Below are 16,831 nucleotides of genomic sequence, written 5' to 3' on the forward strand. Positions count from 1 at the left end.
CTTGAAGCCATCTTGGTGATGGCCTTTGTTGTGGTTAGTTTTGTGTTTGTATCTGAATAGTATTCATACGGTTTTTCATGGCCGTGTAGTACAGCACAGGGATGACAACTAAGGTCAGTATGGTCGAGATAAAAATACCAAAGATCAGACTGATCGCTAAGCCATTAAAAATCGGATCATCAAGAATAAACAATGCCCCTATCATGGCTGCAAATGCAGTCAGCATGATAGGTTTAGCTCGCACGGCACCAGAGTGGATCACTGCCCGCTCAAAGGGTACGCCGGATGCGGTTTCTTGATTAATAAAATCGACCAATAATATCGAGTTACGCACAATAATCCCCGCCAGCGCTATCATGCCTATCATGGACGTTGCCGTGAATTGGGCACCGAGCAGGGCATGTCCAGGCATTACGCCAATCACAGTCAGTGGAATTGGCGCCATGATGATAAGCGGCACCAGATACGATCTAAACTGCGCGACCACCAATAAATAAATCGCAATCATACCGACCGCATAGGCGATACCCATGTCTCTAAAGGTTTCGTAGGTGATCTTCCATTCGCCATCCCAGAGCACGGCGACTGAGTCTAACCCTGTGGGTTGGTGAATATAATGCTGATCAAACCCTAAGCCATCGGCGCCATCGATTTTGCCCGCCATATCGAACATGCCGTAGAGCGGGCTGTCCAGTGGTCCCGACATATCGGCGACGACCATGATCATAGGGATCATATTCTTATGGATAATTGGTGCATCGATTTTGCCGCGTTTGATGGTCACCAGCTCAGAGACAGGCACAGATTGCCCCGTTTGGCTCAGTAACTTCATATTCAGCACTTGCTCTAAATCGACTTTCGCGCCTTCGTTTAATTGCAGGCGGATCGGTATCGGTTGTTTTTGCTGGGCTTGATGTAAATAGCTCACATCTTTGCCGCCAACTGAGGTGGCAATCAAGTCGACAATATTGCTGTAGGGCACGGCCATCAGGCTGGCTTTACTGCGGTCGATCATCACTTGCCATTTTTGCTGGGCGGCGGGTAAGAAAATATCGATATCGACCACATCTTTGGTTTCATGGAACAGCGCCTGCATCTCATATGCGGCTTGCTCGCGGATAGCGGAACTTGGGCCATACACTTCTGCAACCAGCGGCGACCACACTGGCGGCCCTGGTGGCACTTCAACCACTTTGATATTGGCTTGATATTGCTCGCCAATTTGCTGCAGTTCGTCTCGCACCGATACCGCTATGCTGTGGCTGTCGCGCTTGCGGTGTTTCTTATCCACTAGATTCACTTGGATGTCGCCAAGCTCTTGGCTGTGACGCAGGAAATAGTGGCGCACTAAGCCGTTAAAGTTCATTGGCGCGTTAGTGCCCGCATACAATTGCAGATGCTCGACTTCAGGGACGGTTGTTAGGTAGCGACTCAAATCCTGCAATACTCTTTGTGTTTGCTCTACGGGAGTGCCTTCTGGCATGTCCACCATCACTTGAAACTCGGACTTATTATCGAAGGGCAGCATTTTCAGTACCACGAGCTGACCCACGGGGAGCGCGACAGCGATACCGATCAACACAAATACGCCGGCAGCCAGTCCCACTCTTGCCTTACGGGCATTTTTACCCAGCAGGAAAGGACCAATTAAGTGAGTAAAGAGGCGCACCATCTTAGTTTCAGCTTCATCCTCGTGCGAGGCTTGGGCAGTATCGTGTTGGTCATTATGTTTCAGCAGTTTACGACTGAGCCAAGGAGTGACCACAAATGCCACAACGAGGGAAATTAACATGCCCATACTGGCGTTGATGGGGATCGGGCTCATGTAAGGCCCCATTAAGCCCGATACAAAAGCCATCGGCAGCAAGGCTGCGATAACTGTAAATGTCGCCAGAATCGTCGGGCCACCGACTTCATCGACCGCCACTGGGATAAGCTCGCTGAAGGACTTTTTGCCGAGCGCCATATGCCGGTGGATGTTTTCTACTACGACTATGGCATCGTCGACCAAGATGCCGATGGAGAAAATCAAGGCGAACAAGGACACGCGGTTTAAGGTAAATCCCCACGCCCAAGAGGCGAAAAGGGTGATCGCTAGCGTGATAATAATGGCTACACCCACGACTAAGGATTCGCGTGCGCCCATGGTTAAAAAGACCAGTACAACTACGGCGCTGGTGGCAAAAATCAGTTTTAAAATAAGGGTGTTAGATTTATCCGCCGCGGTTTCGCCATAGTTACGTGACACTGTGACTTCGACATTTGCTGGGATCAACACATTGTCGACCTTAGCTATCCGCTCAATCACACTGTCGGCGATGTCGACGGCATTTTGGCCTGCTTGTTTACCAATTGCGATTGTGACAGCGGGATAAATGTCGGTTTTATCTGCGTGCCAAACGCTCTGTTTAGGGATATCACTTTTTAAGCTGATTTCAGCAATATCCGCCAAATAAATCGGAATATTTTTGCCTTGTTTGTCTTGATAGACACTGACGACTAATTGCTTGAGATCGTCGATGGATTGTAAAAACTGCCCAGCTTGGACCTTTATCTCTTGATTGCCTTGCACTAAGGATGCAGGCATAGAGACCATATTATTGTCATTCAGGCTTTGTCTTAACTTGTCGTAGGTCAGATTAAAGCTGTTCATCTTGGCGGGATCGATACGTATGTTGGCCACCATATCGTGCTGGCCAACGGTATCGATTTCGCGAGTGCCGGGAATACGCTTAATTTCGGTTTCTAATCCAAGGGCGACATGGGTTAGCTGCTCAGCAGACACTTGCCTGTCCTTTGACCATAAGGTCAAACTGACAATGGGCACATCATCGATGCCGCGTGGTTTAATTAGCGGTTCACCCACGCCAGCGCCCCTTGGTAATTTATCCATGTTGGAATAAATCTGGTTGTATAGGCTGACGATGGCATCATTGCGCGCAACACCGACCTTAAAGATGACGATGATCAGCGCGCCATCGGGTTGGGAGAACGAGTACAGAGTATCTATGCCTTTGATTTCGGAGATCACTTGTTCCGCTGGCAGGGTGACTAAGTTTTCAACTTCCGTGGGTGTCGCGCCGGGAAAAGGGATAAACACATCGGCAAAGGTGACATCAATTTGTGGCTCTTCTTCTTTTGGTGTCACCAAAATGGCGAATAAGCCAAGTAAGAGCCCGAGAAGTGCTAATAGCGGCGTGATGGCGCTATTTTGAAAGGCAGCGGCAATTCGTCCGGAAATCCCAAGTGTGGTTTGTGGTACTGGAGCATGTTTCATAAAACAACCTCGACAAAGCTTAAGTCGCTAGGGAATTTATTGCTTCTTGCTGAGCAACACTTGGTAGGCATCAACGGCCACCTTGTCACCCGACTTAAGGCCCGCAAGCACTTCTACCTCGCCATCTAAGGGGTCAGTGACACGGACTTGGGTCAGCACAAAGGCTTCGCCTTGTTTAAGGTAAACGCTGCTCAGTTCGTTCATTGTGAGCAGTGCAGAGGTGGGCAGTTGGATTTTTTCCCGGTCGCCATTTTTAAAGGAAGCTTTTGCCCAAGTACCGGGTTGAAGATTGGCTTCATTTTCTGGCAGATTAATTCGCACTTGATAACTGTGGCTGACGGGATCGGCGAAACTGAAAATCGTGAGATCAGTTGAGGTGAACTCACGCCCATCACTTAAACGGACGAGAAATTCGGGGGAATTTTTAAGTTGGTTAATGTAACGCTGTGGTACTTGGGTAATGGCGCGCATTTGACTCGCGGAAAACCCTGAAAGTAGTGCTTGTCCTGGGCTTACGGTTTCGCCAAGTTCGACAAAACGCTCAGTGACTATGCCACCAAAAGGCGCTGAAACGACAGTGTATTTTAAGGATTCGTTGGCTTTGATGACACGGGCTTGTGCTGCACTGACGGCTTGCTCTGTTGCTTTAGCATTGGCGGTGGCTTCATCCATCGCGCCCTTAGAAATCGCGCCTTGGGGAAATAGCTCTTTATAACGTTTGTATTGTGCCTGAGCTTCGACATTTAAAGCCTTCGCTTTGGCTAGATCAGCCTCAAAGCTTGCCAGTTCAGCACCTTGCTCTTTACTGGTAATTTCCAGCAGGGCGGCTCCTTCGGGGACGACATCGTTAACATCGTAGTTGAGTTTGACAATACGGCCAGTGGTTTGCGCCGATACCGTCGCTGCTTTTATTGCTTCAATGGTGGCGTCTAAGGTGACCCAATTCGGATAGGGTTTATTTAGGACTTCGATGGTTTCGACTGAGGCAGCCTGAGCTTGAGTACTGGAAAGTGCCAGCAGTAAGAAAAAAGCACGAGAAATTGATGTCATAACTTATATCACCCCAGATGTAATTTATGAGAAAATTCTAATGGAGTTGTTTTCAATAGGCAATCAATATTTATTAGAAAAATTTAATGTAGTGTTTTTACCTAATTTAGGAATAAGGAATAAGGCCTATAGCGCCTTATTCCTCATGCTTCAGAGTTTCAAATTAAACCTAAAATTTAGTCATTTAAATAATAGGTTAGTGTGGAAACGATGCGAATTTGTTTAATGTAAGGCGTGCTGCTGTCGCGGTCTGAAATGGTGAACTGGCCTTGACTCGCACTTTTAATTTTTCCGAGGCGAGAATCCGAATCCTTAGCAAATTTTTCAGCCACTTCGCGGGCATTTTGAGTCGCTTCTTGCACCATGATAGGTTTGACTGAGTTGAGATCGGTAAACAGAAACTCAGTGCGATTATCATAATCTTGGCTAGCGATCGCTATACCTTCTTTTACTAAGTTAATCATTTGCTTACGGGTGTTCAGCATGAGATCAATCTGTGGGGTATAAACTGATAGGTTCACTTTTGCCGAGTAACGGTATCTGACGTTGGGATCGACATAACCTTGGGCTTGGCGATCTTCAATTGAAGGCAAAGAGACAGTAATTTCGCTGTCGCTAAAGCCTTGTTCCTTTAAAAACGCCACAACACGATCGGTTTTTTGCTGAACCGTCTCATAGAGTTTAGGCAGATTGTTATCGACCTCAGTGAAATTGATTGGCCAAATTGCCACATTGGCTTTGACTTCTTTTTCCGCTAAGCCCTTTACCGTGACAGTGCGTTCCATGGCTTTCATTTGCAATAGTGCTGAGCTTGCTGTCTGGCCTACATAAACAAGTCCAGCGCAAAGGAAACCACCTAACAGCAGGGCAGGAAGGATGTTACTTTTTTCCATAAAAAGAATCTCTTGATTAGATGAACTCAGTCTACGATACCGAATAAACCTCAGTCATGCACTGGGTTTATTCGGAATAGATGCCGCTTAAGGCAGAGGAGATTATGTTGAGAGATGAGTTTTGAAATATCTGTTTAAAGCATTTATTTTTCAGGAGGAATCGCGCTTGGCTGCCATAATTCGACTTTATTGCCATCAGGGTCAATAAACCAGCCAAAGCGGCCAAATTCTGAATCTTCAATACCACCAATCGGTTGACCGCCACCTTGCTCTACTTGTAGGAGTGCTTGCTCTAAATCGTCAACGACAAAGTTGAACATAAACCCTTTATCTGAGGGGGCGAAATAGTCCGTGCTATGGGCGAAAGGAGTCCAAACATGGTAGCCAAGAGTTGATTTATCTGTGTGATAAAACGCGGCGCCTCCCCAGTTTTCAATAGGGACTTGAAGATGGGTTTTGTACCAAGTTGCCAAGGCAACGGGATCGACACTTTTAAAGAAAATTCCACCGAGTCCAATGACTTTAGCCATAGCCGTAGCTGCATTTACAGGAGTATGAATTAACTTTAGGCAATAAATGCTTAAGATACAAAAAAGCCGCAAAAAATGCGGCTTTGGTGTTAGGAATTTATCTTAGAACTGGTAGCTGTATTGAACTGAGTAGTACATACCACTTGATTCAGTAATCGCATTAACAGGGCCTGCGATTGCGCTGTTTTCGATCAGGTGAACTTCTTCACCTTTAATATAAGCGATACCAAAGTCAACCGTGTTTTGTGGGTTGATGTGGTAGCTCATACCCGCTGTATACCAGTTACGGTCAGAGTCTGGGAATGAAATAGAGCTGATTTCGTCCACAACGCCTTGGTCATGCATATAACCCGCGCGCACGGTGAATTGTTCGTTGATTGTGTAAGTGCCACCTAGGCTGAATAACCATGAATCTTTCCATTGGTATTCTTTCAGAGCAACGTCGCCAGCTTGCAGTTGAGTACCTGCACCCGCTTGACCTGGAATAATAGTGGCTACGCCATCTTTAGCCGTGATTTGTTCAAAGTTGCTCCACTGGGTGTACTGCGCAGTGTAGTGCACTGCAAACTTAGGTGTGAGCTGATGGAAACCAGCAACTTGGAAAATATCCGCAAGGGGTACGTCTAAGCTGTCAAAGCTTGTCGCTAGTGCTGTTTTTGAACCTAAACCAACGGCAGATAGATCTTTAGTGCTGATTGTGTTGATATCACCTTTAACATTCACTGTTGGGCTGAAGCGGTAACTGATACCGAAACGATTGTCTTTATCTAACTCAATTGTGGCACCCACAATACCACCAAACGCCCAACCGTCAGCGTCGACGTCAACCAGAGGTGTCGCGCCCATGTTACGGGTTAAACGGCCTTCACCGTAAATGGCATCAATACCAGCACCGATACTGAACATGTCATTAATACGGTATGAAAGGCTGGTGTTAAAATTAACCGTTGTTACTTCTGTTTCGCCAAGCAGATCATAAGGTGCTGGTGAGCCTGCTGGTAAACTCTTTGAAAGTGAGCTGGCATCGGTACCGGTACCAAAGTTAGAGAAAGCGGCAAAGCCTACGGCGAACTTATCGTCGATGGGGTGGATGTAGAAAATATTAGGGATAATTTTAGAGCTACCCGCGTCATCGATGCTGCCTAAGTCAACGGCACCACCGGCAAAGTTAACGTCTTTAACATCAACAGTAATATCGGCATAAGTTAAGCCGAAGGAGATCGCATCTTTATCGAATAATGCCATAGCAGCAGGGTTACGTGATAACACAGAAGCGTTATCGGCAATAACCGCATCACCCGCAAATGCACGGCCCATACCCGTTGCTGATTGGCTGTTTAGTTGAAAACCTGAAGCTAAGGTTTGTGTGCTTGCTAATGCGACAGAAACGGCAATGAGTGTCTTGTTGAATGTTTTCATTATTATTCTCTCTATTTTTTATAAGTATTGGATTTTTATTCGGTCCTAGTCCGCCGAAAGTATTTAAATCCATTTATTAGTCTCCGGCATCTTATGGATTCAATGTACCCTCAACAAGTCCGACCAGAAGTGAAATATGTTAATTTTCAGTTAATTAAAAGTCTTTAAAACAAGAGTGATACTTTAGTATGCTTGAATGGTCTGGCCAGATGCTTGATATGAAGGGCTTTGGGTGCCGCTATGGGTTTCAATTGAAGTTAACGGTTTGTAATGGTGCGTAGGGTATTTAAAAGGATACAAAATGTAAAAAGCGCACACTTATGCGCTTTTAAACATATGGAAACATATCTAGATTAGAGTGCAGATTTAAATTGTTCGAACTCTGTCGTTACTTTTTCACTTGGAGCAGAGAATTTACTGACTAAAATACCCGCAATAGTCGCGAATATAAACCCAGGAAGGATTTCATATACTTCAAAAATGCCACCAGTGAGTTGCTTCCAAATCACCACGGTTAATGCACCGACAATAATAGTGGCGATAGCGCCATTACGGCTATATTGCTTCCAAAACAAGGATAACAAGACTACGGGACCAAAGGCCGCACCAAAGCCTGCCCAAGCATAACTCACTAAACTGAGCACGCTACTTTCAGGATTGAGGGCAATCACACCGGCAATTACAGCGATAGCGAGTACGCCTAAACGACCTACCATCATTAGCTCGCGATCATCGGCCTTTGGGCGCAACCATTTACGGTAGAAATCCTCGGTGATGACACTTGAGCAGACTAAGAGTTGTGAGTCGATAGTACTCATGATTGCCGATAAAATAGCGGCGATTAATAGCCCACCAATCCATGGGTTAAACGCCGCTTGAGCTAAATGGATAAACACTGTTTCAGAATTGGCTAATGGCTCTTTGGCGAAATAGAGCGAGCCTGCGATACCTGTGGCTAATGCGCCAATGAGAGATAACACCATCCAGCTCATGGCAATACGGCGTGACAAGGGCAGGGCATCGGCACTGCCTATCGCCATAAAACGCGACAAAATATGTGGCTGACCAAAATAACCTAGGCCCCATGCGAGCAAAGATAACATGCCGATGGCAGTGGTTTTGTCATTGACCAATGCCAACATCGCGGGATCGATCGTTTCAATACCTGCATGGCTTTCGGGGTGAGCGAAAACGGCGAAAGGGACAATCAATAGGGCGATGAGCATTAAACTGCCTTGGAAAAAGTCAGTCCAACACACGGCAAAGAAACCGCCAATAAAGGTGTAACCGACTATGATGGCCGAGCCAATCACGAGGGCTGCGGTGTAATCAAGCCCAAAGACCTTCTCAAACAAAATCGCGCCACCGACCATGCCAGAGGAGGCATAGAAAGTAAAAAACACCAGAATAGTGATTGCGGAAACGAGCTTGAGATAGCCTTGGGTATCGTGGAAACGTTTCTCGAAAAAATCCGGTAAAGTGAGGGCGTTATCGGCGAGTTGGGTATAAATGCGCAGTCGTTTGGCAACAAATAACCAGTTTAGCCAAGCACCAATAATTAATCCTACGCCAATCCAGGCTGCACCTAAGCCGCTTAAGTAAACTGCGCCGGGTAACCCCAGTAACAGCCAACCTGACATGTCAGATGCACCCACGCTGAGTGCGGTCACTGCGGGGCCCATTTTGCGGCCACCTAAAATATAATCATCAACAGTATCGGTAGCACGGTAAGCCCAAAAACCTATGCCCATCATCAATACTAAGTAACCAACAAATGTGATTAAAATCGGGGTTTCAATCGTCATCTTGCCTTTTCCCATCTTTTTATTATTAAAAGTGGCAAGCATGCTACCAGATGTTTGAACGTGCGCCCATTAGCAGATGTAAGTGTGATTGAAATCTAACCTCCAATAACATAAAAATATCGGAGATTGATTTTTAAATGCAATTTATAACAATGGCTTAAATAAATATATTCTTGATTTCGTCTTTTATATAGCGAAGGTCAGCTTGATCCTCACCTATGAGCAAAATAAATGCATCGGGCGTTTCAAAGCCCATTCCTTGATATTTACCGTCGGCGAAGGTTTTATCCAACACCATACGTTTCTCGAGTGGCACGATAAAGAGTGTCACCTTACTTTGTTCGCCCTGAAGTACTAAGTGCAGGCTTTTTACCCCTTGAAAATCGCAATAAGAGGTGTAATACACTTTGCCCGGTTGTTGGGTAAATTTGGCATTGCCAAAGTCTTTTATCGACGCAAGCTGGGCATTGACTTGACTAAAATTGACATTTTGATCGACATGCAAGGCAATATCTTCATGGTAGACATGGGCCAGTGCATGTTCAGCCAAATCAATAGGCCCTAAGCGTAATAGGCTGAAGCTGATCCCTACCACAAACGCAACCGAGGCTGCCATGGCCACTAAAAAAAACGTTTGCCGGCGCTGTTTATGGTGCTGTTGTAACTGCTGACGCAAAATGAGTTTGTCGGCGAGATCCTCAGCCACATCCACTTTCAATGCGTTGCTCAGTTTGGCATCAAGGTTTTTAAGCTCATTGATTAGGGCTTGGTTTTCTGACTTGGCATTGATTTGTGCCAGAAAGTCAGCATCTTGATTATGAGGATCTTCATAAGCTTGACGTCTAAATTTAAGCTCATCCATTGGATTGACCTCTCACATCATTCTTCTCAAGTAATTCTTTCAATTGGCTCCTCGCCCGAAATAAACGCGTCATTACGGTGTTGCGATTGAGCTCCATCAGCTCGGCGATTTCATCGCCGCTAAAGCCACCAATGAGCTGGAGTAAGAGTGGTTCGCGGTATTCGATATCCAGCTTGCCAATTTGTCGACGGATCAGATATTGCTCGGTCTGCTCTTCACTGCTATTGGAGATATTGTCTTCCAATGTATCTTGCTCAACGTCGGAATAATCGAACTGTTTACGCTCGAAACGCCGCGCATTTTCACGCCTAAGAATCGTGATCAGCCAAGCTTTCGCCGCTTTATCATCCTTGAGGGAATCCAAAGAGCGCCACGCTCGCAAGAAGGTTTCTTGGGTAATGTCTTCAGCCACGTGCTTATCGCCGCATAACCAATAGGCGTAGCGGAAAATGTCTGCATGTAGCGCCTTGACTAGGCTGTTGTATCGTCGTTGTTTGCTTAGCATGTCAGAAGAGACCGCGGGCTCGACGGATTTCTTGCGCCAGTTAGCAAACATTTTTTATCTTTGGGCTTTTTGGCGGAATATTTAGCATGGTAGCACTCGCTTCTTTGTCATTAACCCCATCATTTATTTAGGATTCAGTGGGCTTAATGGCGCTGATTTTGTGTTTGAATGTTTATGCTCACAGGCCTTAACCGCGTTAAGTAAGGCGGTACATTCGGCGCTTAAGTGGCTATTTGTATTGTTAGAATTCGCACTGCTCGTATTAGCACTGTCAGTATGGTGGCTCTTATCGGCCTTCGCACTGTAGGCTTTGATTTGCAGTTGCTGTATCGCTGCTGCCAGTTGTGGTGACTGCTCAGCAATCTTATCTAATGTCATAGGCGTTTGCTGTAACTCACTGAAATATCGCTGCAATTGCAACATAATTCGGCTTACATCGCCACTGGCGCAGGCTTGCTCTAATCCTTTCAAGCCGGAGGCAGTCACTGATTGTGCTGAACTGATTGAAGAGTTTACTGAAATTGGGGCGGCCGTTTGATTTTTTAAGACGCGGCGCCAAGCGACTAAGGTGATAATCCAAGCGACTAGAGTGACCAGCCATAGCGCAGCAAAAACCGTGGTTAGCCAAGACCAGCCCTTATCGGCCGCGGAGTTGGTTTCCCATGTTGGTTGAGCTGGCGTATCACTGACAGCACCACCTTCAACGATTATGGTACGTGCGGGCAGCGTTGCAGTTTCTTGACGTTTAAGGCGCGGATTCCACCAAGGCACTTTGATTTCGGGCAAGGTAAAGGTGCCCGCTTTGCTGGGAACGATTGCCGAAGTAATACTGTACTGCGAAACAATTTGTGCATCGCGCACAAAGGTCTGCCGCTGGGGTTTTTCTGGGTATGACTTGAGTTCATCGGGCAGAGTTTGCACTATATCAGGCAGACTATTTTCATCGGCATTGGAAGCCAACAGCGTAATAGTGCGGGTGATAGGGCTACCGACGGTAAACTTTTTAATATCCTCAGGGAAGTTTTCTTTTAGCGCCACTAAATCGGCAACCAGCCATTGGCCTTGGAAACTTGTTGGTGCGGGATTCACTTGAACTGTCAGTGAGGGCGCGCCTGCTTGCATTGGGCGGCTTTCATTAAAGCCAAACATGCCGCCGCGGCGTTGGGATTCTACCAGCACATCGCCAGCAAAGGTTGCACCTTTGATATTCACTTGGCCGGGCAAATCGGGAATGATGCCATAGGTGCGTTCAATCACGCGGTAACGTCGACCATCGACTATCTCTGAACCATCCCTATCTTCACCGATTTGTTTGATCTGTGCGCCTTCGATCACAGGTGCACTCAATACGCCCCTTTGTAATTCTACCGCCAGATAGAGTTTCACCTTGTAGGTAATGAGCTGCCCAACATAGGCTTCGTCGGTCGAGACTTTGGCGTCAATGAACAGATTGTTCATTTGCGCGGGCTGGCTACCAGTTTCGACCACTTTGAGTGGAATAGGCGATGAGCTGACGCCGTCAATACTAAAGGCTGGAATGGTTAACTGGCCTTGTTGTTTTGGCGCGAGCAGTACTTGCCAGCGGGTTTCTTTGACCGCATCGAAGTTCATGATTTGCGTGCTGCGACTCACGCTAGTACGGCCGACAATAAAATCTTTCAGTAGGGCGGACGTGTCTAGCTTACCGGTATCGACTTCGTCATCGACACTGATGTTGAGCACAAAGTATTCGCCCTCCATCACTGGGTTGCGATCGACCGAGGCCTCAATTTTGCTAAGTGCAAAGGCGGGATGGGCCACTCCGATGGCAAGGAGTAGCAGGATAAAAAATTGTCTCGTCACCACTGTTCGTTATCCTTTGATATTTGGCCATTTTGACGGCGTTTTTGATATTCCAACTGCATCTTGTTGCGCAGTAACACTTGCGGGTCTTCACTCACGCCCCTCAGTGCTCGTTGCATTTCTGCGGGCAGTGGCTCGCTATTGGTTGGCGGTGCCTCGACCGATTCACTCATCGCAGCCTCTTGTTTATCTTGCGCATTTTGCTCAGGAGCTTCTTTGGCGGCAACGCTTTGCTTTTCTTGCTCAGCTGACTTTTGCTCTTCAGCATCGGCTTTAGCCTGCGCTTGCATCTTAGCTTCATTGTCTGCAGGTGAATTGTCTACAGGCTCATTTTCCTGCTGAGCTTCATTCTGCTTGTCCTGAGCATTGCCATTTTGCTTATCTTGCTCAGACTGTTGATCATCCGTTTTTTGCTGTTCAGGGCTTTGATCCGCGTCGGCATCGTCCTGTTGATCCTGAGATTTTTGTCCCGCTTGATCTTGCTTATTTTGTTGAGCGCTATCTTGGTCAGATTGCTGTTTATCCTGCGATTTTTGGTCACCGGATTGTTGGTCGCCAGACTGTTGATCACCTGATTTGGGATCATCGAATTGTTGATCCCCTTGTTGATCTTGGTTCTTATCCTGTTGCTCGTTTTTACCTTGTTGTTGCTGTTCTTTTAATAACTTTTCAGCCAGTTCAAGGTTGGCCTTGGCCGCAGGGAAATCAGCTTGTTTCTCAAGCGCGGCTTGATAGCGCTCCTTGGCCTTATCGGGTTTACCGAGCTGCATCAACGCATTGCCTTGATTGTAGAGGCCTTGGGCTGAGCTATCTTGCTCGAAGGTTTTCAGTGCTTGCGCAAAATCACCGGCTTTGTATTGGGCGCTGCCACGCCATTGGGGCGACTCAAACTGCTTAGCGGCGTTTGCGTAATCTTGGGATTGATAGGCCTGCATCGCTTGTTGATCTGTGGTTTTCCACACATTGTCCCACACACTGGCATGGGCTGGCTGAGGCACAGCCGCGAGCAGTAAGCTGCCAGCAAGAGTGACAAATCCAACACTGGCCACGATTCCTTGTCTAAAGCTGAAAAGGGCGGGTAGCAGTAATAATAAGGCGAGGTAAGGACCGAGATCCTGCCAAGTTTCACCATCAAGATCTGTGGCTTTCGCATCGCCAGCATCGCTTAACCATTGCTGTAATTGGGCGAGATCATTACCGTCGGTGCGATTCTGGATCAGAACGCCTTTGTTATTCGCGGCCAGTTTTTGCAGCAGAGCGAAATCAGTGCTGGCCACAACGACTTCGTTGCTGCTGTCGCGTTGTAATTGTCCATCGGGTAGACGGATTGGCGCGCCTTGGCTGGTGCCAAAAGCGATGACGGCGAGGCGATATTGGGTGCCACTTAATGCCGAGTTAGCCTCATCGAATTGGGATGCTGTGATGCCATCTGTCATCAGGATAATATCACCGCGAATATGCCCACCCTGAGCCAGTAGCGTTTTGGCTTGGGCCAAGCCTGCCGCTAAGTTTGAGCCACGAACGGGCATGATCTCAGGACTTAAGGTCGGCAGTAAATTGAGCAATGTGCCGGTATCACGGGTTAATGGGCTGATAGTAAAGGCATCGCCGGCAAAGGCGACTAAACCTGTTTCACCTTCTTTAAGATTACGCAGGAGATCCGTTGCCCTAAATTTAGCTTGGGTTAACCGATTCGGCGCAAGATCGGTGGCGAACATAGATACGGACATGTCCATCACCAGTACGCGGCCTTGTTCGGCGGCAAACACAGGTAAGGATTGTTTATTAACGGCAGGTCCGGCGAGTGCCAAGGTCGCAATCAACCAAGTTAAGGCTAATAAATGCAACGGACGGCGGGATTTCTTATTGCCTTGGGTGACCAATATCTTGGCTAAGTGCGGCGCAATATAACGATTCCAAGCGCTGTGGCTCTCGTGTTGCCGCCATAAACTCAACAAGGCTAAGGCTAGCGGCACTAGGGCGAGTAGCCATTCGGGACGAATAAAATGTAGGCTCATTATTTGATGTTCCCCTGTGAAGTGGTTGCGACAGAGGGTTTAACGCGGCGCGCTGCAAAGAGTGGCAATTGACCTAAGGTAATCCACAGACTCGTCAGTAATGCCAGTGCCAGCGGCCAGTAGAACAGATCTGCCTGCGGACGATAGCTTAACTGATCGCGACTCACAGGTTCGAGTTTATCGATTTCTTGGTAAATCTGGTCTAGCTCTTGGCTGTTACGGGCGCGAAAATAACGGCCGTGGGTGACGTCGGCGATATGCTTAAGTTGGTTTTCATCTAGATCCATCGAAGGATTAACCCGCTCGCGGCCAAAGAGTGTGCGGCGCTCCATCACATCTGCGCCCACACCAACCGTATAAATGGTAACTTTACGATTAGCGGCAATTTGCGCTGCTTGCTCTGGTTCGATATTGCCCGCGTTGTTAGAACCGTCGGTCAATAAAATCAACACTCTATTACTCTCGTCCATTTTATCGAAACGCTTAACGGCTAAAGCGATGGCTTCACCTATGGCGGTTTGCTTACCGACTAAGCCAATTTGTGCTTCTTTTAAAAATTGCGCCACTGAACGTCTATCTTGAGTGAGCGGCGCCTGTAAATAGGCGTGATCGGCAAAGAGGATCAAGCCGATACGATCACCCTTGCGGCGCTCGATAAAGTCACTGACGACGTGCTGAATTAAAGTGAAACGGTCGACGGTTTTGCCATTCACCACCATGTCTTCAATCTGCATACTGCCGGATAAATCCACCGCCATCATCAAATCGCGGCCTTGGCTTGGCAGTTCGATAGGTTCACCAAGCCATTGAGGACGAGCAATAGCGAGCACTAACAGGCACCACATCAGCCAGTAGCGTTTGCGACTCTGGCGCGTGTTGGCCGCTAAGCTTTGTTTACCCGTTTGGCTTATTCCGGGTAATTGCAGCCGGCCACCATCCACTTGTAATGTGTGTTGGCGCCAAAAAATCAAAGGTAAAGGCAATAATATCAATAGCCAAGGCCATGCAATTGTTAACATTGTGCCTCCGCTTTTTCAGTGTCAGCTTGCTGGGTTGTCGCTTGGCTTTTAGCTCGAGCGTTGCCACTAGCTTGAACGTAGCCCTTAGCTTGAACAAGAGTCGACTCAGGCGCACTCAGTTTTGCTTTCGATGCCAACCAAGCCTGTGTGAGTTGATGCAATTCATTGGCTTCAGCTAAGGTCAATGGCGTTGCCTGATGGCGTTTGGCTAATAAGGGGCCGATACGTTGGCGTTTATGCTCGGGTAAATAGCTGTCTAACCAAGCCGCCCAAGCTTCGCCATCTAAGGAGGCTATTGCTTCTCTGCTGAGGTAACTCATGGCGGTGCGCTTTAATAGGCTGTTGACGTCAGAGGCATAGGACGTCGCTTGTTTATCGAGCTGATTAAGTAACTGTTTAGCGGCTTTTTTCGGCGCAAAGTAACGGGCGCGTTTTCTTAGCCAGATAACTAAGAGTGTGATGAGGGCAATCACAAGTGCTAAAACCAGCCAATAACCGATTGCCCAAGGCCAAGCGCCGATCGGATCGGGATGAATAATATCCTGCAGTTGTGCAAGGGCTGGGTTTGACGCCGTAGAAGGCATAGGTACTGTTGCCTGTGGATTTGCTATTTCTGAATTCACTGTTGCTGGATCCATAGTTAACGCAATAATTCCAATTGATGGGCTAGGGGAGCACCCGCATCTATGAGCTGGGTACGTACGCGCAGTTGCTGCATCATGGCGATAAAGTTGTTTTGTTGACGTAACTGAATGTCGAGCCAAGCCTGATAACTGTTGCGGGTAAGCACTAAGTCCTCATCCCCATCCCGTACCGGCAAATTAAAGTTGTGCGGTAACGGCAGTGTGCCTTGACGCAGAGGATCGGTAATAAGATAGGCACCCACATCGCAATGACGCTTAAGCTCGGTGAGAGGCGCGATACATTGGGGGCTAAAATGGCTGCCATCTGTCACTATCCAAACTAAGGAGCCGGGTTTAGCGATACGTTGTAATCGCTGACAGGCACGCAGGATATGGTCAGGATCGCGCTGGCCACTGCCAACATGATTGAGCTGATTTTCGTGTACACGGCGCAGGCCTGAGATCAATTGCAATATGCCCTGACGACGGCTGCGGGGTTTGAGCTCTAAATGCTCAGACTCGCAGGCGATCAAGGCGCCGAGCCGATCGCCATGGTTAATCGCATTCCAACCTAAGGTGGTCGCAAGGTGTCCTGCTTGCACCGATTGCAGCAATAAACTCGAACCAAAATAGAGGCTTTGGCTCAAGTCGATTAACAATAAAATAGGGCGCTCACGTTCTTCGACAAATAACTTAGTGTGAGTTGTGCCCGTACGAGCGGTAACGCGCCAATCAATGGTGCGCACATCGTCGCCCTGTTGGTAGTGGCGCACCTCGGCAAACTCCATACCGCGGCCTTTGATTAAGCTGCTGCGATGGCCCGCTAAGTTAGCGCGGGCACGGCTATAACGCTCTGGCATAGCACGGGCGATATTTTGGCACGCCAGCAGCTCTTGCTCGGTTAAATGCAAGCCATCGGCAAAAAGCGGCAAGCCATCGACTGAGGCTGAGAGTCGCGCTGTGTCACTCATCTTATTTCACCTTTATC

The 16,831-nt window shown here is 47.7% G+C and carries 13 protein-coding genes; all 13 read right to left on the reverse strand.

Annotated elements, in window-relative coordinates:
• Nucleotides 1-34: 34 nt before the first annotated feature.
• The 13 genes from KO537_RS08905 to KO537_RS08965 all read right to left on the reverse strand — a co-directional run bounded on the left by KO537_RS08905 (nucleotide 35) and on the right by KO537_RS08965 (nucleotide 16,814).
• Entirely contained in the window at nucleotides 35-3,277 is a 3,243-nt protein-coding gene (locus KO537_RS08905) for an efflux RND transporter permease subunit (RefSeq protein WP_219234279.1), read from the reverse strand.
• A gap of 36 nt (nucleotides 3,278-3,313) precedes the next feature.
• Nucleotides 3,314-4,327, reverse strand: a complete 1,014-nt coding sequence (locus KO537_RS08910) for an efflux RND transporter periplasmic adaptor subunit (RefSeq protein ID WP_219234280.1) — start codon at nucleotides 4,325-4,327, stop codon at nucleotides 3,314-3,316.
• A gap of 176 nt (nucleotides 4,328-4,503) precedes the next feature.
• Complete coding sequence (locus KO537_RS08915) at nucleotides 4,504-5,220, reverse strand: SIMPL domain-containing protein (protein WP_028761062.1); 717 nt, start codon at nucleotides 5,218-5,220, stop codon at nucleotides 4,504-4,506.
• A 143-nt stretch (nucleotides 5,221-5,363) separates the two neighbouring features.
• Nucleotides 5,364-5,750, reverse strand: coding sequence for a VOC family protein (locus KO537_RS08920; protein WP_173244012.1), 387 nt, complete (start codon nucleotides 5,748-5,750; stop codon nucleotides 5,364-5,366).
• Nucleotides 5,751-5,852: 102 nt separating this feature from the next.
• Complete coding sequence (locus tag KO537_RS08925) at nucleotides 5,853-7,169, reverse strand: outer membrane protein transport protein (protein ID WP_105252077.1); 1,317 nt, start codon at nucleotides 7,167-7,169, stop codon at nucleotides 5,853-5,855.
• Nucleotides 7,170-7,522: 353 nt separating this feature from the next.
• Complete coding sequence (gene putP / locus KO537_RS08930; RefSeq protein ID WP_105253092.1) at nucleotides 7,523-8,974, reverse strand: sodium/proline symporter PutP; 1,452 nt, start codon at nucleotides 8,972-8,974, stop codon at nucleotides 7,523-7,525.
• 157 nt (nucleotides 8,975-9,131) lie between these two features.
• Nucleotides 9,132-9,836 (reverse strand): DUF3379 domain-containing protein, encoded by a 705-nt coding sequence (locus KO537_RS08935; RefSeq protein WP_219234281.1) that lies wholly within the window; start codon nucleotides 9,834-9,836, stop codon nucleotides 9,132-9,134.
• Nucleotides 9,829-10,392: a sigma-70 family RNA polymerase sigma factor gene (locus tag KO537_RS08940; RefSeq protein ID WP_006085483.1), complete on the reverse strand. Its 564-nt coding sequence runs from the start codon at nucleotides 10,390-10,392 to the stop codon at nucleotides 9,829-9,831. The genes KO537_RS08935 and KO537_RS08940 overlap by 8 nt, the downstream gene beginning before the upstream one ends.
• A 72-nt stretch (nucleotides 10,393-10,464) precedes the next feature.
• Nucleotides 10,465-12,186 (reverse strand): BatD family protein, encoded by a 1,722-nt coding sequence (locus tag KO537_RS08945; RefSeq protein WP_219234282.1) that lies wholly within the window; start codon nucleotides 12,184-12,186, stop codon nucleotides 10,465-10,467.
• Nucleotides 12,180-14,201 carry a VWA domain-containing protein gene (locus KO537_RS08950; protein ID WP_219234283.1) on the reverse strand — a complete coding sequence of 674 codons (2,022 nt, stop codon included), beginning with the start codon at nucleotides 14,199-14,201 and terminating at the stop codon, nucleotides 12,180-12,182. The genes KO537_RS08945 and KO537_RS08950 overlap by 7 nt, the downstream gene beginning before the upstream one ends.
• The gene (locus KO537_RS08955; RefSeq protein ID WP_219234284.1) at nucleotides 14,201-15,220 is read right to left on the reverse strand and encodes a VWA domain-containing protein; all 1,020 of its coding nucleotides are present in this window, start codon (nucleotides 15,218-15,220) and stop codon (nucleotides 14,201-14,203) included. The genes KO537_RS08950 and KO537_RS08955 overlap by 1 nt, the downstream gene beginning before the upstream one ends.
• Nucleotides 15,214-15,858, reverse strand: coding sequence for a DUF4381 domain-containing protein (locus tag KO537_RS08960; protein WP_219234285.1), 645 nt, complete (start codon nucleotides 15,856-15,858; stop codon nucleotides 15,214-15,216). The genes KO537_RS08955 and KO537_RS08960 overlap by 7 nt, the downstream gene beginning before the upstream one ends.
• 2 nt (nucleotides 15,859-15,860) lie before the next feature.
• Nucleotides 15,861-16,814, reverse strand: a complete 954-nt coding sequence (locus tag KO537_RS08965) for a DUF58 domain-containing protein (protein ID WP_219234286.1) — start codon at nucleotides 16,812-16,814, stop codon at nucleotides 15,861-15,863.
• Nucleotides 16,815-16,831: the final 17 nt, after the last annotated feature.

Source organism: Shewanella sp. NKUCC01_JLK (genome assembly GCF_019345615.1).
Taxonomy (GTDB): Bacteria; Pseudomonadota; Gammaproteobacteria; order Enterobacterales; family Shewanellaceae; genus Shewanella; species Shewanella oncorhynchi.